This window comes from Micromonospora sp. NPDC051925, assembly GCF_044548625.1.
GTDB lineage: Bacteria > Actinomycetota > Actinomycetes > Mycobacteriales > Micromonosporaceae > Micromonospora.
This window is the reverse complement of record NZ_JBIUCH010000021.1, coordinates 107685-132708: the sequence shown is the minus strand read 5'-3', so window position 1 is coordinate 132708 and position 25024 is coordinate 107685. Positions and strand designations below refer to the sequence as shown.

The 25024-nt window shown below is 68.6% G+C and carries 22 protein-coding genes and 1 pseudogene; 15 read left to right on the top strand and 8 right to left on the bottom strand.

Translation table 11 applies throughout. The annotated features are described in order from the left end of the window. Positions 1 to 6: 6 nt before the first annotated feature. Genes ACIG87_RS26010 through ACIG87_RS26000 form a run of 3 tightly spaced genes read right to left on the bottom strand, consistent with a single transcriptional unit; the run spans position 7 to position 4917 of the window. Complete coding sequence (locus ACIG87_RS26010; RefSeq protein WP_396853959.1) at positions 7 to 2754, bottom strand: AMP-binding protein; 2748 nt, start codon at positions 2752 to 2754, stop codon at positions 7 to 9. Continuing rightward, positions 2729 to 3916, bottom strand: a complete 1188-nt coding sequence (locus ACIG87_RS26005; protein WP_396853958.1) for a hypothetical protein — start codon at positions 3914 to 3916, stop codon at positions 2729 to 2731. Before ACIG87_RS26005 ends, ACIG87_RS26010 begins: the two co-directional genes overlap by 26 nt. Beyond that, positions 3913 to 4917 carry a diiron oxygenase gene (locus tag ACIG87_RS26000; protein WP_396853956.1) on the bottom strand — a complete coding sequence of 335 codons (1005 nt, stop codon included), beginning with the start codon at positions 4915 to 4917 and terminating at the stop codon, positions 3913 to 3915. The genes ACIG87_RS26005 and ACIG87_RS26000 overlap by 4 nt, the downstream gene beginning before the upstream one ends. A 246-nt stretch (positions 4918 to 5163) precedes the next feature. On the opposite strand from ACIG87_RS26000, the gene ACIG87_RS25995 reads away from it, so the two are divergent. The 5 genes from ACIG87_RS25995 to ACIG87_RS25975 all read left to right on the top strand — a co-directional run bounded on the left by ACIG87_RS25995 (position 5164) and on the right by ACIG87_RS25975 (position 10481). After that, on the top strand, positions 5164 to 5469 hold the full coding sequence (locus tag ACIG87_RS25995) for a hypothetical protein (protein ID WP_396853955.1): 306 nt from the start codon (positions 5164 to 5166) through the stop codon (positions 5467 to 5469). Positions 5470 to 5488: 19 nt separating this feature from the next. Beyond that, positions 5489 to 6187, top strand: coding sequence for an SDR family NAD(P)-dependent oxidoreductase (locus ACIG87_RS25990; protein WP_396853954.1), 699 nt, complete (start codon positions 5489 to 5491; stop codon positions 6185 to 6187). Continuing rightward, the gene (locus ACIG87_RS25985) at positions 6188 to 7567 is read left to right on the top strand and encodes a class I adenylate-forming enzyme family protein (RefSeq protein WP_396853953.1); all 1380 of its coding nucleotides are present in this window, start codon (positions 6188 to 6190) and stop codon (positions 7565 to 7567) included. Positions 7568 to 7643: 76 nt separating this feature from the next. Continuing rightward, positions 7644 to 9356, top strand: a complete 1713-nt coding sequence (gene cmlS / locus ACIG87_RS25980; RefSeq protein WP_396853951.1) for a chloramphenicol-biosynthetic FADH2-dependent halogenase CmlS — start codon at positions 7644 to 7646, stop codon at positions 9354 to 9356. A 150-nt stretch (positions 9357 to 9506) separates the two neighbouring features. After that, positions 9507 to 10481, top strand: a complete 975-nt coding sequence (locus tag ACIG87_RS25975; RefSeq protein WP_396853949.1) for an aldo/keto reductase — start codon at positions 9507 to 9509, stop codon at positions 10479 to 10481. A 292-nt stretch (positions 10482 to 10773) separates the two neighbouring features. Here ACIG87_RS25975 and ACIG87_RS25970 read toward each other — a convergent pair whose 3' ends face one another. From ACIG87_RS25970 to ACIG87_RS25960, 3 genes are all read right to left on the bottom strand, one after another. Beyond that, positions 10774 to 11595 carry an alpha/beta fold hydrolase gene (locus ACIG87_RS25970; RefSeq protein WP_396853948.1) on the bottom strand — a complete coding sequence of 274 codons (822 nt, stop codon included), beginning with the start codon at positions 11593 to 11595 and terminating at the stop codon, positions 10774 to 10776. A gap of 19 nt (positions 11596 to 11614) precedes the next feature. Beyond that, complete coding sequence (locus ACIG87_RS25965; protein ID WP_396853946.1) at positions 11615 to 12184, bottom strand: DJ-1/PfpI family protein; 570 nt, start codon at positions 12182 to 12184, stop codon at positions 11615 to 11617. Positions 12185 to 12271: 87 nt separating this feature from the next. Continuing rightward, positions 12272 to 13015: a GntR family transcriptional regulator gene (locus tag ACIG87_RS25960; RefSeq protein ID WP_396853945.1), complete on the bottom strand. Its 744-nt coding sequence runs from the start codon at positions 13013 to 13015 to the stop codon at positions 12272 to 12274. A gap of 451 nt (positions 13016 to 13466) precedes the next feature. Between ACIG87_RS25960 and ACIG87_RS25955 the strand changes: the two genes are divergently transcribed. From ACIG87_RS25955 to ACIG87_RS25925, 7 genes are all read left to right on the top strand, one after another. Beyond that, positions 13467 to 14831 carry an extracellular solute-binding protein gene (locus ACIG87_RS25955; RefSeq protein ID WP_396853944.1) on the top strand — a complete coding sequence of 455 codons (1365 nt, stop codon included), beginning with the start codon at positions 13467 to 13469 and terminating at the stop codon, positions 14829 to 14831. 104 nt (positions 14832 to 14935) lie between these two features. Next, entirely contained in the window at positions 14936 to 15781 is an 846-nt protein-coding gene (locus tag ACIG87_RS25950) for a carbohydrate ABC transporter permease (protein ID WP_396853942.1), read from the top strand. Next, a complete protein-coding gene (locus ACIG87_RS25945; RefSeq protein ID WP_396853940.1) occupies positions 15781 to 16692 on the top strand; it encodes a carbohydrate ABC transporter permease in 912 nt (303 codons plus the stop codon). Before ACIG87_RS25950 ends, ACIG87_RS25945 begins: the two co-directional genes overlap by 1 nt. Next, positions 16692 to 17759 (top strand): ABC transporter ATP-binding protein, encoded by a 1068-nt coding sequence (locus ACIG87_RS25940; protein WP_396853938.1) that lies wholly within the window; start codon positions 16692 to 16694, stop codon positions 17757 to 17759. Before ACIG87_RS25945 ends, ACIG87_RS25940 begins: the two co-directional genes overlap by 1 nt. Beyond that, on the top strand, positions 17759 to 18835 hold the full coding sequence (locus ACIG87_RS25935; RefSeq protein WP_396853936.1) for an ABC transporter ATP-binding protein: 1077 nt from the start codon (positions 17759 to 17761) through the stop codon (positions 18833 to 18835). The genes ACIG87_RS25940 and ACIG87_RS25935 overlap by 1 nt, the downstream gene beginning before the upstream one ends. Before the next feature lie 264 nt (positions 18836 to 19099). Beyond that, positions 19100 to 20560 (top strand): NAD-dependent succinate-semialdehyde dehydrogenase, encoded by a 1461-nt coding sequence (locus ACIG87_RS25930; RefSeq protein WP_396853935.1) that lies wholly within the window; start codon positions 19100 to 19102, stop codon positions 20558 to 20560. 114 nt (positions 20561 to 20674) lie between these two features. Beyond that, positions 20675 to 21892, top strand: coding sequence for an iron-containing alcohol dehydrogenase (locus ACIG87_RS25925; protein ID WP_396853933.1), 1218 nt, complete (start codon positions 20675 to 20677; stop codon positions 21890 to 21892). 69 nt (positions 21893 to 21961) lie between these two features. Here the strand turns inward: ACIG87_RS25925 and ACIG87_RS25920 are convergent, their stop codons facing one another. Beyond that, positions 21962 to 22633: a hypothetical protein gene (locus ACIG87_RS25920; RefSeq protein ID WP_396853932.1), complete on the bottom strand. Its 672-nt coding sequence runs from the start codon at positions 22631 to 22633 to the stop codon at positions 21962 to 21964. A gap of 279 nt (positions 22634 to 22912) precedes the next feature. Here ACIG87_RS25920 and ACIG87_RS25915 point away from each other — a divergent pair, with 279 nt between their 5' ends. Together ACIG87_RS25915 and ACIG87_RS25910 are read left to right on the top strand one after the other, a co-directional pair. After that, positions 22913 to 23791: a hypothetical protein gene (locus ACIG87_RS25915; RefSeq protein ID WP_396853931.1), complete on the top strand. Its 879-nt coding sequence runs from the start codon at positions 22913 to 22915 to the stop codon at positions 23789 to 23791. Positions 23792 to 24030: 239 nt separating this feature from the next. Next, positions 24031 to 24438 (top strand): hypothetical protein, encoded by a 408-nt coding sequence (locus tag ACIG87_RS25910; protein ID WP_396853930.1) that lies wholly within the window; start codon positions 24031 to 24033, stop codon positions 24436 to 24438. Positions 24439 to 24457: 19 nt separating this feature from the next. Here the strand turns inward: ACIG87_RS25910 and ACIG87_RS25905 are convergent, their stop codons facing one another. Next, positions 24458 to 24640, bottom strand: a complete 183-nt coding sequence (locus ACIG87_RS25905) for a hypothetical protein (RefSeq protein ID WP_396853928.1) — start codon at positions 24638 to 24640, stop codon at positions 24458 to 24460. A gap of 103 nt (positions 24641 to 24743) precedes the next feature. Between ACIG87_RS25905 and ACIG87_RS25900 the strand changes: the two are divergent. Next, positions 24744 to 25016: pseudogene (locus tag ACIG87_RS25900) on the top strand (helix-turn-helix transcriptional regulator); the annotation flags it as partial. Between the last annotated feature and the right edge of the window lie 8 nt (positions 25017 to 25024).

Here is a 25024-nt window from a genome sequence, read left to right as displayed (position 1 = left end):
GTGCGGCTAGGACCGGGCAACGGCCCGGGGCGCCTCCCGCGGCGTGCCGAGCAGCTGGCCGAGGATGTCGTGGTCGACCTCGCGGTGGGGCGTTCGCCAGCCCCGGCCGCCCAGCGCCGACTGCATGGCCGCCAACAGCGGCAGGTGGGCCTGGCCGCTGCTGCGGGCCAGGTCGAACCACTCGGCGGGTGGGAGCACCTCGGTGGGCGACAGCCCCGCGTGGTGCAGCAGCTCGGCGAGTTCGTAGGTGCGGTGGACGACGACCGCCGAGCCGGAGCCGCCGCCGTCGACTCCCGTGAGCAGGGTCCGGCTCAGTTCCCGCACGTCGCACACGGGAACGTAGCCGTCCAGTCGCGGCATGGCGCGCAGCCGGCGGGCCAGCTCGATAAGCCCGGTGAACCAGTCGTCCTTCAGGTAGCCCCGGTCCCCGTCCTGATGGCCGTACACCAGGCCCGCCCGGTAGTGGGCGACCGTGCACCCCACGTCGGTGAGCGCGCTCACGTACCCCTCGCAGACCAGTTTCGACCGCGAGTAGGGATCGGCCACCGCAGCGAGTGCCGCGGCCGACAGGGGCACGAAGTGCTCGCCCGCCGAGGCCGCGGACAGGAAGGCGAAGGAACGCGCGCCGAACGCGGCGGCGGCGCGGACCACCAGCACCGTGCTGCGTACGCTGCCCGCCATCTGACTGTCCAGCGGCAGCAGGTGGTTGACCTGGTAGCCGCAGTGCACCACCCTGCTGAGGGTCGGACCTTGCCGCTGGTCCACCCACCGTTCCAGTTCGTCGTACCCGATCACCCGTACCGGGTCGTAGTCGGCCATGTCCCGCCCGAACCGCGCGCGGTGTTCGGCCAGCACCCGGGCGGAGCCGGTGGTGCTCACCACCAGCACGGGCCGCCGGGTGGGCAGCACCCGGTCCAGGACGTGCCCGCCGATGAAGCCCGAGACGCCGGTGAGCAGGACCGTCTCGCCGGCCGGGTCCGGTGCTCGCGTCGCGCGCCGCCGTGCCAGCAGCGGCAGCTCGGCGCGCAGTGTGGCCAGGTCCGCTTCGACCTGCCGGAACACTGCTTCGACCGGGGACTCCCGGTGGTCGACCTCCTCGCCGTGCAGATGCTGGAGGAAGTCGACGACCACGAAGTCGTAGTCCATGGCGGCGAACGCGGCCTCGACAGCCTGCTCGCCGTAGATCTGGGAGAGTTTGACCTGGATCTGGATCATCGCCAGGGAACTGCCGCCCGCGTCGAAGATCGACGTGTCCGGATCGATCTCGCGGCCGAGGACGGCCGTCACGACGTCCCGCACCTGCCGCAGTTCCGCGTCGGTGGCCGAGGTGGCACCGATGCGCGCCGAGAGGCTCTCCCGCAGCGCGTTCTTGTCGAGCTTGCCGCTGGTGGCCAGCGGGAGGGTGTCGACGAACACGATCCGGTCGGGTGCCTCCCAGACCGGCAGCCAGCTCCTGACCTGGCCCATGAGGGCCTCCTCCGTGGCGCCGTCGGCCGTCGTCACCAGCACGATCTCGTCGCCGAGCCGCACGAGCGCCACCTCTCGGTCCAGCCGCACGGACAGGCTGGACTCGACGTGGGCGAGGTTGACCCGGTGCCCGAGCCGCTTGACCTGCTCGTCGATCCTGCCCAGGTACGACAGTGTGCCGTCGGACAGGGTGACCCGGTCACCGGTGTAGTAGGCCCGTTCGCCGTCGAACGTCCGGAAGGCCCGGTGTTCCTCGGCACGCCCGCCCACGTACCCGAGTGCCACCCCGTCGCCGACGATGACCAGTTCACCGGTACCGGATGTGGCATGGCCGCCGGTCTCCGGGTCGTGCACGAGCGCCCGGAACCCGTCGATCGGGGTCCCGATGACCGGTGCGAACGAGGTCAACTCGGCCAGCGAGAAGCACACCGTGGCCTCGGTCGGCCCGTAGGCGTTGAACACCCGGCTGTGCGGGATGGCCCGCTGGAACTCGGCCTCGCCCAGCGCCTCACCGCAGAACTCGATCTTCCTGATGCGTCGACGGGCCGTGTCGTCGAGGCGGGCGTACACCGAGGGAGACAGCATGGCGAGGTCGCAGCCGTGCTCGGCGAGATGCCGCGACACCGATCCCAGCCACGACGCCTGGTCCCGCACGGGGACGACGAGGGTCGCGCCCGCGTACAGCGTCCCCAGGATCTCGCTGATGGAGGCGTCGAACGACAACGAGGCGAACTGGAGGACCTGCTCACCCGGGGCGATGTCGAGCAGGCGACGCAGCGAACGGCACAGGTTGAGCAGGCCACCGTGGCCGACATCGACGAGCTTCGGGCTGCCCGTCGAGCCCGAGGTAAAGATCGAGTAGGCGACCCTGGGTCCGCTCGGCCTGCGTGCGGACGCCTCGGTGGGCCAGCCCACGTCACCGGCGTAGAGGGCGGGAACGCCCGCCTTGTCGGCGCGGACGAGGCTCTCCCGGTCGAAGCAGACGACCAGACCCGCCTGGGCCACCCGGACCGACTCCTCGAAGCGGTCGACGGGCAGGCCGGGACTCATCGGCGTGTGGACCGCGCCGCTGCGCATGGCGGCCAGCGCCCAGACGACTGCCTCCGCCGAGTGCTCCCCGACCACCAGCACCCGCCGGCCGGGCGGGCACTCGCGGTCGATGCGGTCGGCCAGCGCGTTGGTGAGCCGGTCGAGTTCCGCGTACGTCCACGCCCGGCCTGCGGTACGCAGCGCCGTCCGCTCGGCATGATGCCGGAAGATGTCAGTCAGCAGGTCCGACAGTTCCACTGCTCGCTCCTATTCGCTGCTCTAGTTCACCGAGGATGGCCGTCGCGGTCTGAGGGGACAGGAACCTGCGCTTGTACTGGAGCCGCAGCAGCGGCGGGCCCGGCCACGACCGGTCAGCGAGGAACTTGAGGTCTTCGAAGGCCCGCGCGCTACGTACCGGGATCCAGCGCCATCGGCCCGGTTCGGGACGCATGAAGGTCGTGTCCGATACGACGATGCGCGGCATCCGCCCGCTGGTGAACGCCGTCGCGAACGAGGTGAGCTCGGACATCGTGAACCGGCCCAGTGACTCGTAGTACCGCCGGGTCCGCTCGAAGTACCCGGGCGTGTAGCGCGACGCCGCCCCGGCCTGGACGACCAACGGCTTGATCTCGACGTAGTAGCCGCCCTTGCCGGCGAAGTCCCAGCGGGAGTAGGGGTACTGGAGCACCAGACCGCCACCGATCGTGGTCAGCAGCGCGCCGGTGACGGCGCTGAGGAACACGTCGAAGGTGAAGCCCCGGCGCAGCGGGAGCCACTGCTCGGTGGAGGCCGAGATGGTCGGGACACCCTTGCGGCCCGGGGCCGGTACCTCGCCGAGTTCCCGCTGGACCTGTGCGAAGTCGGCCGTGGGCAGCCGGGCGTACCGCTCGACGGTGGCCCGGTGGTGACGGTAGCGGGCACCGACCCTGACCGCCTCGTCGCCACGTAGGTAGGCCCGGAGACGGGTGAGCAGGTCGACGACGTCAGACAGGTCGACGATCAGGTGGCTGAACTTGACGAACACCACGTGCTCGCCACTGGAGTGCGGCCAGCACGAGACGAGGGCCGCCTCGTCGAGCCGCAGCGGGTGCGTGTTGTGGTACTCGGAGATCAGGTTCGCCAGGTCGTCGAGGTCGCCGTGGAGGGTCTCCTCCTGCCGGACGACACGCACGGCCACGTCCCGTTCGGCCAGGTCGAGCACGTTGGCGAGCGCCGCGGTCAACCCGAGGCGCCGGACGAAGTCCACCAGAGCCCCCGGATCGTCGACGCGGCGTGGGTCGATCGCGCCGATCAGGCCGGTGCAGGGGTTGACGTCACAGTCCAGGTCCAGGTCGCCGAGGAAGCTGTAGAGGTCTCGGACGCCGACCGCGGCCGGGCGCAGCGCGATGCGTGGTGCCCTCGCCGAGGTGTGCACCGTCACCGGTCCGCCTCGCCCCAGTCGAAGTCTGCCTGGTCGAGGACGTCCATGTCCGACAACAGGTTGCGCACCCCCGAGTGGTCCTGCACCAAGTGCGTTCCGGTCTGCGCCTCCCGCACCTCGGCGGCGGCCTTCTCCCAGCCCGCGACGCCCTCGAACGCCACGATCGTCTCCCAGGTGGTGAAGTCGGGCGCGACGAACGCCTCCAACCCCGCGACGATCTCCGTGAGCAGGAACCGGCGGCGGTCCGCCGGCAGAGCCTCGTATACCTGTTTGAGCATTTCGCCCGAGATCGACGCGTGACAGTACTCGTCCCGGTTGTGCAGCTTCACCGTCGTGGAGTTGACCACCTGGATGTCCTGGTCGTCGGCCAACAGTTCGAGGTAGGCGTTGATGGAGATCTCGGCCACCGTCGCGAAGGCGAGCGTGGTCAGGCTGCGCTCCCACCGTTCGGCGCAGCGGTCCAGGTGCTGCTGATGGATCGTGGTGATGTGTGAGTCCGGCAGCACGCGGTCGGAGAACTCCTGTCGCCGCATCCGCCTGGTCACCGCACTTCCGTTGATGTGCATCAACGTGTGGTACTGCTCGTCCACCATGGCCTGGGCCACCGCGAGTTCCAGTTGCTGGCCACCGATCCCGGGATACTCGCCGGCGATGACCAGCTCGAACGCGGGGTTGGCTATCCGCTGCTCGATCAGCACGGTGTTGCGGTTGTAGGCCACCCATCCCCAGCTACACAGACGTGAACGCGCCTCCTCGGACAGCGTCCGCCAGATCGGATGGGACCGGAACGGGATCATGTCGTCGCGGAAATCCGGGCGGTCCGGGTCGAACAGGGCGTAGACATCGGGTTCCTCGCGCTTCACGGCGGCCCGTCGGTGCCAGTTACCGACGAGCCGGGAGATGATCGCGTTCTCCGTCGGATCCCTCGGGTCGTACGGGGGAATTCCGGGGAGCTGGATTTGCGCGTCCGTGTTCGCGTCCGCCGCCGTGTGGTCACGCATGACCCACCACTTCCTTCTGTCAATTCGCAGCCGTCGGCCCTCAGCAGTCTGTGGACTTCCGCCAACGTCCGCAAGGGTGTGCAAAACTCGGCGGAGCGTTCGACTGAGTGGAGGGAACAGTTGAACATCCATCGAGGTTAACCGCTGTTCAAATGACGGAGGACTCATGCTTGCACACTTCGGCCGGGTGGGTTAAAAAACTCCGGGCGCTGCGGTGTCCGGATGTCCGCGAAAAGGAGGCCCATCGTGACGGATCGAATCCTGCCAATCATCGCTGCGGCGGTCGACGAGATCAACACAACCCGGGAGGAGAAGATCCCCACCAGCGACCTGCTCGACCTGTGCCTTTACGGAGATGCCGGGGTGTTCGAGTCGATGCATCTCGTGTCCTTCCTTTCCCTGGTCGAGGAGAATCTGGAGGACGAATTCGGTGTAGAAGTTTCGCTGGCTTCCGAGAAGGCCGTCTCACGACGAGTGAGCCCGTTCAGCAGCGTGCGCCGACTGGTTGGCTTCATCGAGGAAGAGCTGCAACTGGCCAGCGTGCAGAGCTAGCGGCCGGATGACCGACCACATGATCATCATGATCACCGGCACCCGGACCGGAATCGGCAGAGGGCTCGCCGAGCACTTCCTGGAATCCGGGCACCAGATCGTCGGGTGCAGCAGGAAGCCGGCGACGATCGACCACCCCAACTACCGGCACCACCAGCTGGACCTGGTGGACGCCAGTCAGACCAAAAAGATGTTCCGGAGTGTCCGGGCGGAGTACAGCCACCTTGACGCATTGATCAACAATGCCGGGACCGCCACGATGAACCATTTCATGATGACGCCGGACGCGGTTTCCCGAAAACTGTTCGATATCAACTTCTTTGCTGTTCTGAACTGCTGCCGGGAGGCGGTCAAACTACTGCGGAAGACGAACGGTGCGACCTCCGCGATCCTGAACGTCTCCACGGTCGCGGTCCCGTGGGCGCTGGACGGTCAGCTCGCCTACTCGGCCAGCAAGAGCGCGGTCGAACAACTCGTCCGGGTGATGAGCAAGGAGCTTGCCGATTTCGGCATCCGGGTCAACGGAATCGGCCTGCCGCCGGTTCCCACGATCCTGACCAGAACCGTGCCGCAGCAAAAGATCGAGGATCTTGTGGCCCGCCAGGCGATACGCCGCATCTGCACGGTGTCCGACATCGTCGGTCCGGTCGAGTTCCTGATCGGTCAGCAGTCGGCCTTCGTCACGGGCGAGACGATCTTCCTTGGAGGGGTGAACTGAATGCGGGACGAACTGCTGCGGAGGTTCGCGGAATTCGGCACCCGGACAGCAGTGTTCGATCAGGGAACAGGGTTCACCTATGACGACCTGCTGGACCGGATCCATCACGCACGGGAGCGCTTGGCCGCGAACGGCGTGGCACCGCGTGACGTCGTCATCGTGCACGGTGACTACTCCGTGGACGCCATCGCGGTCCTGCTCGCGTCGTTCCTCAACCGGAACGTCGTCGTGCCAGTCGTGACGCTGAACGAGCCGACCCTCGACACCGTCGTCGCGCACTGTCGGCCCGGATACCTGGTCAGGACGGACACTGGACTCGACATCAAGGTCCTACCACGAGCGCAAGCCGGTGCCGCACGCATGATCGGCCAGCTGAACCGCGAGAACGCCGCCGGGCTCGTCCTGCTCAGCAGCGGCAGCACCGGCACCCCCAAGGTCATCCTGCACAATCTGGACGCTCTGGTCGGGGAGAAGCTCACCAAGCGGCCCCGGCGTCGGGCCAACGCCCTGAACATCCTCATGGTGCTGATGTTCGACCACATCGGTGGCATCAACTCGCTGCTCAGCGCCCTGCTGGTCGGCGGCACGGCGGTCCTGCCCCGGCAACGCGTCCCCGACGAGATCTGCGGACTGGTGGAGCGACACCGCATCCTGGTGCTGCCCACGAGCCCGACGTTCCTCAACCTGATCATGGTGGGCGGCTATCACCGCAAGTACGACCTCAGCAGCCTGCGCCTCATCACCTACGGCACCGAGCCGATGTCCGAGGAACTGCTCAGGCGGGTCAACCAGAACTTTCCCGGGGTGCGGCTGCTCCAGACGTTCGGCACGAGCGAGACCGGCATCGCCACGACCACCAGCGAGTCGTCCAGCAGCACCTACTTCAGGATCTCCGACGACAGCGTGGAGTACCGGATCGTGGACGGCGAACTCCAGCTCCGGAGCCGAACCCAGTTCCTCGGCTATCTGAACTACTCCGACGACGCGCTGACCGAGGACCGCTGGTTCAGGACCGGGGACCTGGTCGAGGAGACCGCCGAGGGCTACATCAAGATCAAGGGTAGGGCCACGGAGGTCATCAACGTCGGTGGCGAGAAGCTACTCCCCCTCGAACTGGAATCGGTCCTGCTGACCAGCCCGCTCGTCGAGGACTGCGTGGTGTACGGCAAGCCGAACGCCATCACCGGTCAGTCCGTGTGCGTGGACATCAGACCGAGGGGCGAAATGACCCGGACGGCCATCCGGAAGCACGTGCTGGAGTTCCTCTCCGGCAGGGTCGAGCCGTTCAAGATCCCATCGAGGATCACGGTGGTCGACTCCATCGAGATGTCGGACCGGCTGAAGAAGGTACGGACCCGACGCGGAACCGACGAGGCGTGAACGGGCCCGACCGGTCCCGTACTCAGCCCCGACATGTCTTTCATCAGCCCTATACACCGAGACCAGGGAGCGCGTGATGGCACGATCGACGGTGGCAATCATCGGGGGTGGTCCGGCCGGCTGCGTGGCGGGCCTCACCCTGCACAAGCTCGGCCACGACGTAACGATCTACGAGCGCAATCGGTTCCCCCGGTATCGCATCGGGGAGTCGCTTCTACCAGGCACGATGTCCATCCTGAACCGGCTGGGCCTACAGGAGAAGATCGACGCCGAGGACTTCGTGAAGAAGCCCTCGGCAACCTTCCTGTGGGGCCAGGACCAGGCACCGTGGACCTTCTCCTTCGCGGCGCCCAAGGTCGCCCCGTGGGTGTTCGACCACGCCATTCAGGTCAAGCGTGAGGTGTTCGACAAACTCCTGCTGGACGAGGCCAGGAACCGCGGTATCGTGGTGCACGAGGAGACCCCCGTGACCGGCGTGGACCTGTCACGGCCGGACCGGGTACTCCTGACGATCCGGCCCGGCGAGCAGACGTCGCAGGTCGAGAGCGACTTCGTCATCGATGCGGGCGGGTCGGGCGGGCCGATCGTCCGGCAGCTCGGGGTGCGCCGGTACGACGAGTTCTACAAGAACTTCGCTGTCTGGTCGTACTTCAAGCGCAAGGACCCGTTCGAGGGGGACCTGAAGGGCACGACGTACTCGATCACGTTCGAGGACGGCTGGGTCTGGATGATCCCGATGAAGGGTGACCTGTACAGCGTCGGGCTGGTCGTGGACCGCAGTAAGTCCGCCGAGGTGCGGCAAGCGGGAGCCGACACGTTCTACCGGTCCACGCTGGCCAAGTGCGCCAAGGCAGTGGACCTGCTCGCCGGCGCAGAGATGGTGGACGAGGTCCGGATCGTGCACGACTGGTCCTACGACACCGAGGTGTTCTCCGCCGACAGGTTCTTCCTGTGCGGTGACGCCGCCTGCTTCACCGATCCGCTGTTCTCCCAGGGGGTGCACCTCGCCTCGCAGTCGGCGGTCTGCGCCGCGTCGGCGATCGACCGGATCACGCACCACCAGGACGAGACCGACGCAGTACACGCGTGGTACAACCGCACCTACCGTGAGGCGTACGAGCAGTACCACGAGTTCCTGGCGTCGTTCTACACGTTCGCCTCCTTCACCGAACCGGACTCCGAGTTCTGGCGGAAGCGGCGGATCACCGAGTCCGACGACGAACGGCTGAGCCGGAAGAAGTGGTTCGAGAAGCTGGCGCACGACGGCCAGGAGTCCGGGGTGACGCTGACCGGCTTCCGGGACCGGGCGTCCACGATGATCTCCATCGGCAGGCACCAGCGGCAACAGTTGAGTGACGAGTTCACCGAGGCCGAACTGAACGCCGCGCGAGTGCGCTGGATCAGCGACTTGACCGCCCGGCTCAACAGCATCACCCGACTGCGGTGGACCGGCAGCAAGGTCATCCTGAAGCCCCACTACCGGGTCGAGCCGATGAGCTTCCGCCTCGGACCAGGGGCGATCCTCTCCAACGAGGACGACCTGGACATGAACCAGTACTCGATGGACGAGGTGACGCGGCAGGTCTTCCAGGACCTCGCCGAAGAGGAGTTCGGGTACAAGACGCTCGTCAAGCGGCTCGGTGCGGTGGGTCGGCAGGAACTCAGCACCCAGCTCGTCCTCCGGCTGATGGAGGCCGGGCTGCTCACCGGCTACGACAGCGACGGCGGCCGGGTGACCGTCCAGGGTCGCCTCCACTTCGGCGGGGTCGGCGTCGAGTACGAGGTCTGAGCCCGGACACCGGACGGCATGGCGCACGGGCGCGGTCACCGTCCGACCACCCTCCCCGCACGTCGACGGGGCGGAGGTCGGCGGCGACCGCGCCGCACGCGGCGGTGAAGCCCACCGACAGTACGCACATCCCGGCCAGGAGGAGTACTCGTGAAGCACATCAAACTGGGCACGTTGGACGTCTCCCGGATCGGTCTCGGCACCATGGGGATGTCCTTCGGCTACACCGGAGCGGGCACGGACGACGCCGAATCCCTTCGCACCGTGCACCGGGCGCTCGAACTGGGTGTGACGTTCCTCGACACGGCGGAGGTCTACGGACCGTTCACCAACGAGCGGCTCGTCGGCCGGGCCATCAGGGGCCGCCGTGACGAGGTGGTGCTGGCGACGAAGTTCGGCCTGATCTCCCACCCGGACGGCGGGCCGGGGCTCGACAGCAGCCCGGCCAACATCCGTACCGCCGTCGAGGGCTCGCTGCGGCGCCTCGGCACCGACTACATCGACCTGTACTACCAGCACCGGGTCGACCCGGACACGCCCATCGAGGACACCGTCGGCGCTCTCTCCGACCTCGTCAGGGCGGGCAAGATCCGCCACATCGGACTGTCCGAGGCCGGCGTCGCCACGATCCGTCGCGCCCACGCCGTGCATCCGGTCACCGCGGTGCAGTCCGAGTACTCGCTGTGGACCCGGGACCCGGAGACGGCCGTGTTGCCGTTGCTACGGGAACTGCACATCGGATTCGTGGCCTACGCACCGCTTGGTCACGGATTCCTCACCGGCCAGGTCCGCTCGACCGCGCACTTCGACGCCACCGACCTGCGCGCGACCAACCCCCGGTTCACCGGCGGGAACTTCCGGCACAACCTGCGCATCGCCGACGAGGTCGAGGCTGTCGCCGCCGGGGCCGGCGCCACCCCCGCTCAGGTGGCGCTGGCCTGGCTGCTCAGCAGGGGCGACGACATCGTCCCGATTCCCGGTACCAGGCGGGTCACCCGGCTCGAGGAGAACATCGCCGCCGACGGCGTCGAACTGGCCCTCGCGCATATCGTCAAGCTCGACCGCCTCCCGCCAGCGGCCGGCGAGCACCACACCGAGGAGCAGATGCGGATGATGGACCGGTGACGGGCCCCGCCGACACGGGCCGGCGTCCGGCGGAACAGGCTCTGCTGCCCGCTGCGGCGCAGGACGAGCCCGGCAGGCACACAGGATCGAAGCCCAGCGTGCACGACCTCGGTTCCCCGATCCCCCCGGACGTGGCCGGGATCGTCCATGAGGCCACTCAGACTCCAGGTGACCTACGGAGTCGGTTCGGTGACCGTCGGGAAGCGACGCATGCCGGGTCGGAAGTCGAACGTTGGGTGGAAGCGGTCCCAGACCGCCGCCTCATCGGCGGTCGACGGGCGTGTCGCAGCAACTAGTGACAGCGGTCCTGGCGGAGGAAGCCCGACAGCAGTTGCCTGAACTCGTGCGGGTGCTCGATCGCCGGCACGTGCCCGCATCGGCCGAACACGTGCAGACGGACATCGGCCAGGTGTTCGAGTAGGGGCTGGGCTGCCGTCCCGAGCGGGGTGACCCGGTCCTCGGCGCCGTGAACGAGCAGCACGGGCGCGCGGACCGTTGCCAGCGTCTGCGGCGAGAGGGTGAGCTCGTCGACCCATCGTGCCCTGGGTGGAGGGAACAACGACGCGAAAGCGGCCGCCCCCGCTCGCATCGCCGCCGCGCGGGCATCGACGGCGGCATCGGTCACGAGCGCCTGGTCGAGGACGAGGCGACTCAGCATGTCTCGTGCCCCGAGCGGACCGGCGGGGGCAGCCCAGATCGCGTCGAGCTCGGCGGACAGCGGCGCCCCGGGGGCGCCCATCGTCGAGACCGCCACGACACGGGTGACCTGCTGGGGGCGCGCGGCCGCCAACGCCAGCGCCACGGCACCGCCCATCGAGTGACCCACCACGGCGTAGTGCTCGATACCGAGAGCATCCATCAGGCCCGCGGCCTGCGCCGTCCACAGCCGGAGCCCACCGGAGGAGCCCGTCGGGACAGGTGTACGGCCGAACCCCGCCTGGTCGGGAGCCACCAGGTGCCAGGACGTGCCCAGCGCCTGCGCCGTCGTCGCCCAGGCTCCGGACCCGGTCGTGCCGGGTCCGGAGCCGTGCAGCATCAGCACCGCGGGCCCGTTGCCACTCTCCAGGACGTGGACGGGGGAGCCGTCGACGGTGACGGTCCGAAGTGCCGTCACCGGGGCAGGCCAGGTGTGCTCATGCCGATGCGGGTTTGACGGACTTCGAGAAGAGCTCCATCATCGCCCGGCCGAACTGCGGCATGTCGGGCCACCCCCGGCAGGAGACGAGGTTGCCGTCCACGACGTCGGGAGCGTCGACGACCGTCGCGCCCGCGTTCTCCATGTCACCGGTGATGGGCGGGAAGCACGCCGTCCTTCGACCCTTCAGCAGCCCGTACACCGCCGGCACCTGCGCGCCGTGGCACACCAGCGCGACGGGGAGGTTGCGCGCGAAGAAGTGCTCGGTGATGCGCCTGACGTCGGCGTCGACCCGGATCCACTCGGGGGCACGTCCCCCGGGGATGATGAGGGCGTCGTAGCGCTCGACGTCGACCTCTGCCCAGGGCACGTCGACCGGCAGCTTCCGGCCGTTCTTCTCCACGTAGGCGTCGGAGTTGGGGTCGAACTCGTGGATGACCAGTTGTACGTCACGTAGCGTCCGTGACGAGACGTCGACGTCCCAGCCGCCCTCCTGCACGCGGTAGTAGGGATACATGGTGTCGAGTTCCTCGGCGGCGTCGCCGGTCAGGAGCAGCGCTCTGGGCACCTGCTTCTCCTCGTATCTGGTGGCGGTGAGGTGGACGCGATCCAATCCGATCCGATTGGGCTAGCATTCCTTCGCCCCGGCCGCCCGTCAAGCCTCCACCGGCATTGCGTCCGCGTCCTCGATCTCGTCGAACAATCGCCGGAAGCGCTCGCCGGACCGCAGGATGTGCCGACGCATCGCGTAGGCGGCGGCGTCGGGGTCACGCGCGGCGATCGCGGCAACGACCTCCTCGTGCTCGGCCATGGCCAGGTGAGTGACCTGGGTGTCGTGGTGCAGCCGGAAGAGGTGCACGTGGCTGTGCAGGCGAGCGAGCGCTTCACGGATGACCTGGTTCTCCGCGCTCAGGGCGACGAGATCGTGAAAAGCGGCGTCGCGCAGCCCGAAGGTGCCATAGGCCATGGGCCCGCTGCCCCCCTCCAGCTCCGCCATCTCCTCCAGCATCCGTCGCAGACCGGCCACCTGCTCCAGGGATGCGCGTTCGGCGGATCTGCGCGCCGCTGCCGGCTCGAGGAGCAGGCGGACCTCGAGCATGTCCTCGAATCGGTGACGGGTGATCTGGGGGGGAATGCGGTAGCCGGCATGGGGCACCCGCACGACCAGGCCCTCGGCCTCCATGCGGTTCAGCGCGTCTCGGATCGGCGTCTGCGAGACCCCCAGCTCTCGCGCCAGGACGTCGATCGTGACGCGGGAGCCGGGCTCGATCCGTAGCGACATCAGCTGTCCGAGCAGCGTGTCGTACACCTCGTCGGCAAGCCGGCCGCCAGATCTTCCCGACGGCGTCCCGCCCGTCACGACCCTCCGGCCCCGCGCGGTCATCGCTTCGTCGTCCATCGTGACGTGAGGTCCTTTCTTGCGTACCCGGGAACCTGTTGACATCAGTCACCACGCTGCGACATGCTGACGCCCCCCACTCGATCGTATAGGAAATGCGACGGGCACCCGTCATCCTGCACGTCGTGGAACCGCCTGCCATCGCTCCACTCGATCACCTGGAGCTCCCATGAGCATGCTCGACACCCTGCCCGGTTCGTCACCGGGCCGCCGATGGACCGCAGTACGTCCCGACGGCATGAAGACCCGCCGCATCGCGGCGTCCTCGTGACGCCGGCCCCCGCGCCAGCCCGGCAACCCGCCTGAACGACCCAGCACCTGCTCGGCGAGGCACATAGCGAGGCTCCAGAAGTCCCCACCACCCCAGAAAGCAGGCACGAATATGCGGCATCCGAAGCGAATAGGACGAACATCCGTTTCCGGTCGAAAGGTTCGGCTGGCGACGGCGGCCATGCTGCTGGTGGCCACGACCCTGGCGGCTTGCGGCGACGGCCCGGACGACGACGCGAAGGCGAGCGCCCCCAAGGCGCCGGCGACCATCCCGGAACTCACCAAGGACCCGCTGACCCTCAGCTTCATCTGGTTCGACTGGCCCCCCGCCCACGCACTGGAAGACTTCGCCAACGCGGAGTACAAGAAGGAACGGCCGAACGCGACCATCAAGGTCAACACCGTGCCGAACGCGAACTGGCACGACGCGATGTTCACCCAGTTCGCCGCGCGCAAGACCGACTTCGACATCGCGATCCTGGACTCGCAACACATCGGCGAGGCCGTGACGAACGGCAACATCCTCGACCTCACCGACTTCGTCAAGAAGAACATCGACGTCAATGCCTACGACCCGTACCTCCTGGCGGCCTACGGCCAGTTCCCCCAGGCGGAGACCGGCAAGCGCGACGAGAACGCCAGCCTGTACGGACTGCCGCTGCTCGGCGACACCTGGACGATGATCTACCGCAAGGACCTGATCGGCGACAAGCCACCGCAGACCTGGGACCAGATGATCTCCGTCGCCGAGAAGTGCCAGGCGGAGAACCCCGGCGTCAGCGGGCTGGCTTTCCACCAGGCCAACGGCTCCGACGCCGCGGCCGTCACCTACAACACGGTCAACGGCGTCTACGGCGGCAACCTCTGGGACGCCAAGAATCGCAAGATCGACGGCGTCCTCAACGACGCTGCGGGCCACGAGGCGATGGACGTCCTGGTCAACAAGATGAAGCCGCTGACCGCCAAGGGCTCCGGCAACTGGTTCATCGACGAGGTGAACGCGGCGGTCGCCCAGGGCAAGGCATGCATCGCGTTCAACTGGATCGCCGCGAGCGGCGGCCTGCTCGATCCGAAGCAGTCGACGCTCGGCACCACGCGGGAGCAGATCCTCGACAAGCTGGGCTTCGCCACCCTGCCGAGCCAGAAGACGAACCTGGTCCCGCTCGGCGGGATGGGGATGCACGTGTCCGCCTACTCCCCCTCGGCGAAGCAGGCGGAGGCCCTGAACTTCATGCAGTGGTTCGAGCGGGCCGACGTGCAGAAGAAGTGGGCCGCGGCGGGCGGGGTGCCATCGCGTACGGACGCCCTGGAGTCGCCCGAGTTCCTCAATGCCGGGCCGTTCAACCAGGTGTACACCGACTCGGTTCCGCGGATGCGGGACATGTGGAACGTGCCGGAGTACGCGCGCCTCGTCGACATCGAGAACACCAACGTGAACGCGGCTCTCAACGGCGCGAAGAAGCCGAAGGATGCGCTCGACGACATCGCCAGGGAGCAGCAGGGCGTGCTCGACTCCAGCAACCGCAAGGGCGGCGGCGGGCTGTGAGTGACCCGACCCCTCTGACGACCGACCACCCCGGGCAGGTGGCGTCCGCGACGCCACCTGCACCGGGTCGGTCCCGCCGCCGGTTGGGCGACCGCGGACTCGCCGTGGCCTTCATCTCCCCCGCGCTGCTGCTGTTGCTCGCCATGTCGGTGTTCCCGTTGCTGTGGGCGTTGTACCTGTCTTTCACCGACTACTCGGCCACCCGCGGCGGGCCCGCCCGCTTCGTCGGGTTCGGGAACTACACCGCCATCCTGACGTCGGCGCAGGTCCACCAGAGGGCCCTGACGACGTTGATCTACGTGGTCGGCGCCGTCACCCTGCAGACCGTGCTCGGTTTCGCCATCGCCTACCTGATCTCACGGCGTACGCACGGACGGGGACTGCTGACCACCCTGTTCCTGGTGCCGATGATGCTGTCGCCGGTCGTGGTCGGGCTGTTCTGGCGGTTCATGCTCGACGCCCAGTTCGGCGTGATCAACAGCATGCTCGGCTCGCTCGGCCTGGGGCAGGTGGAGTGGCTCACCCGGCAGCGAACGGCACTGGTTTCCCTGATCGTGGTCGACACCTGGCAATGGACGCCGTTCATCATGCTCATCGCGCTTGCGGGCCTCACCGCGGTTCCCAAGTACCTGTACGAGGCCGCCTCGATCGACCGCGCGTCCGAGTGGTTCCGGTTCCGCACCATCACCCTTCCGCTGGTGTGGCCGCTGCTGCTCATCGCCGTGTTGTTCCGGGCCATCGAGGCCTTCCGGCTGTTCGACCTCGTCTACATCCTCACCAGCGGAGGTCCCGGTGTCTCCACCGAGACGTTGTCGTTCCACGTCTACAAGGTCGCGTTCCTGGGCTTCAACACCGGAACCGCCTCGGCGTACGGCATCCTCATGGTCCTCGTCGTCATCGTCCTCACGCAGCTCTACCTGCGCTACCTGAACAAGCTCAAGGAGGACTGATGACCGTCTCCGTCGACGAGGCCGTGTCCGCAGGTCCTGCCCGGGATCGCCGGCCGCCCGCGCGCCGCCGCGGCGGCCGGGGCCGGTCCGTGCTGGAGGTCGCGCTGCTGACCGTGCTGGCCGTCGTCATGCTCTTCCCGGTGCTGTGGATGATCGAGACATCCATCAAGGAGAACCGGGACGTCTACGCCGTCCCCGCCGAGTTCATCGGTTTCACGGTCACCCTCGACCACTTCAGGGACGTCTTCGTCGGTGCCGACGGCGGCCGCTCGGCCCTGTCCGTGGCGTTCCTCAACTCCGTCGTGGTCGCCGGGGTCTCCACGGTGCTGGCCACCGTGCTGGGGGTCCCGGCGGCCTGGGCCTACTCCCGCTTCACCTTGAAGGCCAAGAAGGACCAACTCTTCTTCGTCCTGTCCACCCGCTTCATGCCGCCCGTGGTGGTCGTGGTTCCGATCTTCCTGATGTACCGCCAGGTCGGGCTCATCGACACCAAGCTCGGCCTGATCCTCATCTACGCCGCGTTCAACGTCCCGTTCACGATCTGGATGATGAAGGGGTTCGTCGACGAGGTGCCCGCGGAGTACGAGGACGCCGCCATGCTCGACGGCTACACCCGGTTGCAGGCGTTCTGGAAGTTCACCCTCCCCCTGCTCGTGCCCGGCATCGCCGCGACGGCGGTCTTCGCACTCATCTTCTCGTGGAACGAGTTCGTGTTCGCCATCTTCCTCACCTCCAGCGACAGCGTGCGGACGGCCCCACCGGCCATCGCCGGACTCATCGGTGGCACCACAGTGGACTGGGGGCTCGTGGCCGCCGCCTCGGTGGTGTTCGCCCTACCGGTGCTCGTCTTCGCCTACCTGGTGCGCAGGCACCTCGTCGCCGGTGTGACGCTCGGGGCGGTGCGACGCTGATGGCGGGTATCGAGGTGACCGCCCTGCACAAGCGCTACCCGGACGGGACGGTCGCGGTCGACCACGTGGACCTGTCCATCGGCGACGGCGAACTGTTCGTGATGCTCGGCCCGTCGGGTTGCGGCAAGACGACCACGTTGCGGGCCATCGCCGGCCTGGAGAGGCAGACGACGGGCGACATCCGTATCGGCGACACGCTGGTCAACGACCTGCCGCCCGCCGAGCGCGACATCGCCATGGTGTTCCAGTTCTACGCGCTCTACCCGCATCTGAGAACCCGCGACAACCTGGCGTTCCCCCTGCGGGCCGAGGGACTGCCCAAGCCGGAGGTGCACGCGCGGGTCGAGGAGGCCGCCCGGCTGATGCGACTCGGCCCACTGCTGGACCGGCGACCGCGCCAACTGTCCGGCGGGGAGCAGCAGCGCGTCGCGCTCGCGCGCGCCCTGGTGCGACGACCACGCGCGTTCCTCATGGACGAACCTCTCACCAATCTCGACGCGGAGCTGCGGGCGGACATGCGCACGGAGATCAAGCACCTGCAGGGGGAACTGGGGGCGACGATGGTCTACGTCACCCACGACCAGGTCGAGGCGATGTCGCTCGGTCACCGGATCGCCATCCTCAACAAGGGCCGCGTCGAGCAGATCGGCACACCGCTGGAGGTCTACGACCGGCCGTCGAGCCTCTTCTGCGCCGCGTTCATCGGCTCCCCGCCGATGAACCTCATCGAGGTCGAGGTGGCCGACGGGGAGCTGCGCGGTCAGGGCGGACTGGTCCTCACGCCACCGCCGGGCCTGCCGCGCGACCGTCGCCTGGTCGCCGGCGTCCGGCCGGAGGCGCTGGAGGTCACCGAGCCGGGGGCGGAACGGTCGGTCCCGGCCCGCGTGGTCTCGGCGGAGTGGCTGGGCGACGAGATCATCTACGTGGTCGACCACGGCGGCCAACGCGACGTACGGGTGCGGATGCCACCGACTGTCCGTTTCGCCGCTGACGCACCGGTCGGGCTTCGGCACAGCGGCCGGACCCCGGCGGTCTACGACGTGAGCACGGAAGAGTTGGTGGCCTGATGGGAACCGTGGCAGTACACGGGCTGTGCAAGTCCTTCGGCAAAGTCCAGGCCCTGGACGGGGTGACGCTGGACGTGCCGGACGGCGCGTTCTTCGTCGTGCTCGGGCCCTCCGGGGCAGGCAAGACGACGACCCTGCGAGCGATCGCCGGCCTGGAGAAGCTCGACGCCGGGTCGGTGCACCTGGACGGGAGGGACGCGACCGGTGACGCCCCGGCCGCACGCGACCTGGCCATGGTCTTCCAGAACTACGCCCTCTACCCGCGACACACGGCGTACGAGAACATCGCTTCGCCGCTGCGGGCCCGCCGCTGTTCCTCGAGCGAGATCGCCGCTGCCGTCGCGCAGATGTCGAGCCTGCTGCACATCGAACGTCTGCTGCAGCGTCGTCCCGCGCAGTTGTCGGGCGGTGAGATGCAGCGTGTCGCCCTGGCCCGGGCGCTGGTCCGCCGCCCGCGCGCGTTTCTCATGGACGAGCCGCTGACGAACCTCGACCTCAAGCTCCGTGTCGAGATGCGCACCGAGCTCACCCGTATCCACCGGAGCCTCGGGGCAACCTTCGTCTACGTGACCAACGACCAGGTCGAGGCCCTGTCCATGGCCGACCAGGTCGCGGTCCTCAAGGAGGGAAAGGTGCAACAGGTCGGAACGCCGACCGAGGTGTACGAGCGTCCCGCCAACCAGTGGGTCGCGGGATTCGTCGGGAGCCCGCCGATCAGCCTGCTCCCCTGCCACGCCGAGGGAGATCGTCTGGTCGGTGCGGAAGGCTGGACGCTGCCGCGGCCCCGCTGGGCCACGGCGCAGGACGGTCGTGCGCTGCTGCTGGGCCTGCGCGCGGAGGACCTGTCCGTCGAGCAGCGTGGGAACGCGTCGTTGTCGGGAGAGCTCTACGGGCTTGAGCCGCTCGGTGACCGAACGGTGGTCGACGTCCGAGTGGGGACGGAGATCCTCAAGGTCAAGGCACGACCCACCGTCACCGGTACGCCGGGCGAGCGGCTGCGTGTCACGGTCGACCTGGACCGTGCGCACCTGTTCGACGCGGACACCGGGCTGTCGCTGTCGGCGGCGGGGCGGTAGCCGCGGCGGGCGGCGACGGCACACCATGCGCCGGCACGTGGCAACCGCGCCTCGGCGGACCGTCACCGGTGTGCACGGCCGGACGACCGTGGCCCGGAAAAGGCGATCGGTGGCGCGGGGTCGCCCGCAGACGGGGTCAGGGCCACGCGACCCGCTCGGCAACCTCCGCCCCCGACGGGGGCGGGCGACCCGTCCGCCTCCGCGCACACCGCGACCGCCGAGGCACGCCGGACATCACCCACGAAGATCACAGGAGGCGACGCGATGAGTGACCCGATGAACGTCCTGGCCCCCGAACACCGGCGGCTCCGGATCGGCGACGCCTGGCGCGACGCCGCGAGCGGCGCCACCTTTGCCGTCGAGGACCCGGCCACCGGCAAGGCCATCGCCGAGGTGGCGGACGCCGACGTCGTCGACGGGCTCGCCGCTCTGGAGGCGGCGAGCACGGCGATGGCGCAGTGGGCGGCGACCCCGCCGCGGAAACGGTCAGAGTTGTTGACCGCGACGTACCAGGCACTGACCGGGCGGTCCGAGGAGGTCGCCCGGCTGATAACGCTGGAGATGGGCAAGCCGCTCGCCGAGGCTCGGGCAGAGGTGGCCTACGGGGCCGAGTTCTTCCGGTGGTTCGCCGAGGAGGCCGTACGCGTCGAGGGGCGCTACAGCACCGCTCCCGCAGGTGGATACCGCATCCTCACCGTGCCGAAGCCGGTCGGACCGTGCGTCTTCGTGACGCCCTGGAACTTCCCGTTGGCCATGGGCGCCCGCAAGATCGCTCCTGCGCTGGCAGCGGGCTGCACGACGATCACCAAGCCGGCAGCCCAGACGCCACTGACCATGCTGTTCCTGGCCCGCATCATGGAGGAGGTCGGCGTTCCCCAGGGCGTCGTCAACGTGGTGACCACCAAGCGTTCCGGCAAGGTGGTCTCGGCACTGCTGGCCGACGGTCGGACCCGCAAGCTGTCGTTCACCGGGTCGACCGAGGTCGGGCGCGTGCTGCTCCGACAGGCTGCGGACAACGTGCTGCGTACCTCCATGGAACTGGGCGGCAACGCGGCCCTGATCGTGTGTGCCGACGCTGACCTGGACGTCGCGCTCGACGGCGCCATGGTGGCCAAGATGCGCAACATCGGCGAGTCCTGCATCGCGGCCAACCGGATCTACGTCGAGGAGCCGGTACGCGAGGAGTTCACGGCGCGGTTCGCCGAGCGGATGAGCGCGCTTTCGGTGGGCCCTGGTCTCGACGACGGCGTGGACGTCGGGGCGTTGATCGACGATGCCTCGGTCACCAGGATCGACGAACTCGTCGCCGACGCGGTCGATCGCGGCGCCCGGCTCCTGGTGGGCGGCGAGCGTCCGGACGGGCCGGGCCACTTCTACCCGCCCACGGTCCTCGTCGACGTGCCCGAGGACGCGCGGATACTGAAGGCGGAGATCTTCGGCCCGGTGGCGCCGATCATCTCGTTCACGTCCGACGACGAGGTGCTGGCGAAGGCCAACGACACCGAGCACGGCCTGGTCGGATACGTCTTCACCCGTGACCTGCAGCGGGCGCTCCGGTTCACCGAGGGGCTGGAGACCGGGATGATCGGCATCAACCGTGGTCTGATCTCGGACCCGTCGGCTCCGTTCGGAGGCGTGAAGCAGTCCGGGATCGGCAAGGAGGGGTCGCACGAGGGCATCCTCGAGTACCTCGACCTCACCTACGCGGCGATCGACCTACCGTGACCGGCCCGTTGCTCCGGACGCCCGCCGAGAGCCTTGCCGACACCGTCCCGGTCTCGCAGGTGACCTGGACGTCCGCCCAGCACATCGCCGCCGACGTTCCGGAGAGGCACTGACATGCTTGAGACCGTCCGCGGACCACGCCAGCTGATAGTGGGCGAAGGGGTCGCGCAGAACATCCCGCGAGTGGTGGCCGAGAGTGGCTCGCGAGTCCTCATCGTGACCGACCAGGTTCTTCTGGGGCAGCCGGGCGTGGCCGAGATCGTGGCCGCCGTGCGGGAGAAGGTCGAGGTCGTCGAGGTGTTCTCCGACGCGACTCCAGACGTGCCACTCGCCGATGTCGCCCTGGCCGTCTCGGTCGCCGCCGAGGTGGACGCCGACGTGATCCTCGCCATCGGGGGTGGCACGGTGATCGACCTCGCCAAGATCGTCGGGGTCATCCGACGCCACGGTGGGACGCCGCGCGACTTCTACGGCGAGTCGAAGGTGCCGGGGCCGACCATTCCTCTCGTCGCGGTCCCGACGACGTCCGGCACCGGCTCCGAGCTCACACCCGTCTCGGTGTTGACCGACCCGGACCGCGAGCTGAAGGTGGGGGTTTCCAGCGTCCACATCGTGCCCGACTTCGCCATCGTCGACCCCGAGCTCACCTACACCTGCCCTGCGACCGTCACCGCCCACTCCGGCATCGACGCGTTCTGTCACGCGGTGGAGAGCTACACCGCACGGCCCCGGGCGCACGGACCGCGCGACCCGGTGGAGCAGGTGTTCCTCGGCCGGAACCCGGTCACCGACCACTACGCGCTGCTGGCCGCGGAGCGGATCGCCCGTAGCCTGCGGCGTGCCGTCCGGAACGGCGGCGACACGGACGCACGCGCGGACATGTCCTACGGGTCCATGCTCGCCGGGCTCGCCTTCTCCCACGCGGGCAACGCGGCCCCGCACGCCCTCCAGTACCCCATCGGCGCCGCCACGCACACGCCGCACGGCCTGGGCGTCGGGCTGCTGCTGCCCTACGCGCTGGACGCGGCCAGGGATGCCATCGGCGACCGGTTGGCCATCCTCGCCGGGGTGTGCGGGCTCGACGTGACCGACGCCTCGGATGCCGAGGCGGCGGATACGTTCCTCACCTGGCTCGACCGGCTCCTTGCCGACATCGGCATCCCGCCCACCTTGGCGGACATCGGCGTGGCACGCGCCGACCTCCCGCGCTTCGCGGAGATGGCCAGTGGCGTCACCCGCCTGATCCAGAACCATCCAGGCCCGACCGACACCGCCAGCCTGACCGCGATCCTCGAAGCGGCCTGGACCGGGGATCGGACCCGCATGTCCTGACTCCGACCAGAAACGCAACGCCTGCCTGAAGCTGCCCGTCTGGCGGCTGCCGCTTCCGCGCCCTCGGGTTCAGCCGCCTTCGCCGCAGTCCTGCGCTTCCGACGTACCTGTCTGGTCTTCCGACAGCACGGTGTAGGCGATGTCCGGCACTCCGTCCCGGGTGGGGTACGGCACGGTCCTGGCTGGCCGGAGCCCTTGCTCGGAGATCACCCATCGGTCGAGGTTGTCCGTGAAGCGCAGTTCCCAGACCGGGTCGGAGAAGCTCGCCCGGATGACACCCGCCGCCCTGTCGTCCAGATCCAGCGGGATGCGGTATCCCACCACCGTGCACGGGGGGATGTCAGACATGAAGAGCAGCATCGGCGCCCCAGTGTCTCCCAACAGCCATCGATGCTGTTCAGGCATGAAGAACTCCAGGCCCCGCAGCGGTGCGGTGGACCGGTTCTGCACCATGATCCGGTAGTCATTCCAGGTGGGCACATGCGTCGTTGCCCACCATGCGACGCGGGACGCGTAGCGCTTCTGCTGCCGATCTTGCGCCTCGGTGTTGAGATCCAACTGACTCTGATTGATCCGCTGTTGATCTTTGAGAGTGTCCACCGAAATGAGGAGTGCCCCACCTGCGAACACTGCGGCGACAAGAGCGGCGCCTGCTTGTACCCAGTCGGTGATCTTGGTGCGTTCCGGCGAGGCCGGAGTGCGGGATCGTTGTGCGGCAAGCCGCAGGCGTCGGGGGAACACCGCATCATGATGACTGTCGACAGCCCGGTCGGGCCACGCCGCTGAGTCACCGTCGACGCGCCCCGGTAGCTGAAGAACACCCACTGGGTCTTCGGCCTCCGCTCGCCCGACGCCCTTGTCGCTCCTGGCGGTGCTCCACCTCGGCGGCCCACCGATCCCCACTCTGTTCGGGCCGGACAGGAGAACCGGCAGGCAGGTCGTGACATCGGCCTGGCCCCGGGCCAGCCGGGCGTTGCCGGCTTGCCCGACCGCCTAGCATCGACGTACGTGACCCGTTCTGTGCTGGTGGCTGCGCCGTCCGCCGATGAGCCGCCGGTGTTGTTCGCGGCAGCCGTGTGGTCGGTGGCGGTGATGGCCGCAGTCGTCGTCAGCACCTTGCTGACCTATCTGCTGCGGCACCGGCTCGAGCGGGTGAACGCACTGGTCCAGGGGATGCGTGAGCACGAGTACGTCAGGAGTGTCCAGCAGCCGGTCGCGGCCGTTCTCGTCGCCGCCGTGGGCGGCTACGGCATCAACATCGCGACGCAGGAGGCGGGATGGCCGGGATACCTGGGATGGCTGCTCGGGATGCCGATCCCCGCCGTGCTGGTCACCTGGGCGGCGATCCACAGCGTCCGCCAGCGCCGGTTCGACGAGCAGTGGCCGCCAGACTCGGTCCCTGCGGACGATCCGGTCAAGATCCGCAGCACCCTTCGCCGCGTCGTCCACGAAAGCGCCGATACGGCGGGTTCGGCCGCACTCGAGCAGGCCCTGACGCTCCTGCTGGACCACGTCCTACCGGCCCTGCGAGACCGCCGCGACCGTGGCCCCCGCCGCTGGCTGCGCGCACATGGGACAACCACTGTCCTCGTGCTCGCCTGGGCGGTGTCGACCCTGACCGCCATGGCCGTGGCCGCATCCCCGTACCTCGCAGATCGGCGACGGGGTGCCTGGGTCGTGCTGGGCGCGGCCACACTGGTGGTCGCCTTCCTCGCCGTCGGCCTGCTGACCGTCCTGTACCGCTACAGCCGTTTCCGGAACACGATCCTGGCCGACGAAGTGCAGCGGTCGGCAGGTGCGGTTCGCCGCCGGATCGTCGAACGCCGACTCGGCATCCCCACCACCTCGGACAGCGACCTGCCACGACGCCGACGACGACCCGCCCCCCACCACGGCTGAGCCCATCGCCGACGCTTTGCCACCGCGCCATCGCTGTGGAACGCCGGGACCGATCGCTGATCGCGGTCCGACATGAGGCTACCGATATGGACAGCAGGACTGTCGCCACACGGGATCACGAGATCGTCTCCGCGGTCAATCGACGTACCGGTGCGGGGTTGCGGGTCGTCGGTCGTGCGTGGCACGGAAGGCTCGGCGGTGCCATCTACGCCGAGTGGCCGGATGGCCGACCAGCCGTGGTGACCAGGTTCCTGGGCCCGTTCGCCGAGGCCGAGCGGACGGTCGAGGTACTCGCCCAGGTCCGCGCTCGCGGCCTGCCGGTTGCCAGGCACGACCTCGTGGTGGACCACGACCACGCCACCGGAGTCGTCGACTGGAATCTCGGAGCCAGCCGCGGCGATCGGCTCTTCGCCCTCATTCAGACCAGGATCGATCGGGAGTGGTTCGTCCGGGCGACGGACGCCGACCCGGTGGAGACCGCCGCAGCAGTCCACCTGGACGAGATCCTCGCCCACCGGATCGCCCCCGCCACGCTACGGCTGTACTGGGCCCACTGGATGTTGCGCCAACTCACCTGGGCGGTCCGGTCCACTCCCCCCGACGTGGTCGACTGGCACCTGGACATGATCGAGACGCGGCTGGCGTGACAGCGACCGGGAACCGGCCTCAGTCGGCACGGCATGGCTGCGCCTTCGCCCACCGCAGCGAGGCAGCCGCCGCTGCGCTCCGGCCCGGCAGGCTCACCGCCACCGCGCGCCGGCCCCGCCGCGCCAGCTCGGAGACGACGCCGTCCCACGCCGAAGCGTCGAGCCACAGGCCGCCGAGAAGCACGATCTGTTCATCAGTCATGCCGCCAACGTAGCGTCGACTCCGGACGTTTCCCTTCCGGTACCGTCCGGTGCGTGGAGAATGCCGCCAGCCCCACCGCCGGGCCCTGCGCACGCTCGAAATCCTGCGGGACCGTCCCGGCACGACCGCCGGCCAACTCGCGTCGGGTCTCGACGTGACCGAACGCGCCGCGCGCCCTTACGTCGGGATCCTCCGCGAGGCCGGCACCCCGGTCGAGTCCGTCCGTGGGCCCTACGGCGGCTACCGACTCGGCCATGGCACCCGGCTGCCGGCCGCCGTCTTCACCCAGGAACAGGTCATCGGCCTGGTCATGGCCGTACTCGACGGGCAGCCAACCGCGATCGACGCAGACGGACCTGCCTCGATCGGGGCGGCCGCCGGTGA

Coding starts and splice junctions, on each gene's coding strand:
- ACIG87_RS26000 (WP_396853956.1), bottom strand. CDS start 4,917: ATGCGTGACCACACGGCGGCGGACGCGAACACGGACGCGCAAATCCAG.
- ACIG87_RS25990 (WP_396853954.1), top strand. CDS start 5,489: ATGATCATCATGATCACCGGCACCCGGACCGGAATCGGCAGAGGGCTC.
- ACIG87_RS25985 (WP_396853953.1), top strand. CDS start 6,188: ATGCGGGACGAACTGCTGCGGAGGTTCGCGGAATTCGGCACCCGGACA.
- cmlS (WP_396853951.1), top strand. CDS start 7,644: ATGGCACGATCGACGGTGGCAATCATCGGGGGTGGTCCGGCCGGCTGC.
- ACIG87_RS25960 (WP_396853945.1), bottom strand. CDS start 13,015: ATGGACGACGAAGCGATGACCGCGCGGGGCCGGAGGGTCGTGACGGGC.
- ACIG87_RS25955 (WP_396853944.1), top strand. CDS start 13,467: ATGCTGCTGGTGGCCACGACCCTGGCGGCTTGCGGCGACGGCCCGGAC.
- ACIG87_RS25945 (WP_396853940.1), top strand. CDS start 15,781: ATGACCGTCTCCGTCGACGAGGCCGTGTCCGCAGGTCCTGCCCGGGAT.
- ACIG87_RS25940 (WP_396853938.1), top strand. CDS start 16,692: ATGGCGGGTATCGAGGTGACCGCCCTGCACAAGCGCTACCCGGACGGG.
- ACIG87_RS25935 (WP_396853936.1), top strand. CDS start 17,759: ATGGGAACCGTGGCAGTACACGGGCTGTGCAAGTCCTTCGGCAAAGTC.
- ACIG87_RS25930 (WP_396853935.1), top strand. CDS start 19,100: ATGAGTGACCCGATGAACGTCCTGGCCCCCGAACACCGGCGGCTCCGG.
- ACIG87_RS25925 (WP_396853933.1), top strand. CDS start 20,675: ATGCTTGAGACCGTCCGCGGACCACGCCAGCTGATAGTGGGCGAAGGG.
- ACIG87_RS25905 (WP_396853928.1), bottom strand. CDS start 24,640: ATGACTGATGAACAGATCGTGCTTCTCGGCGGCCTGTGGCTCGACGCT.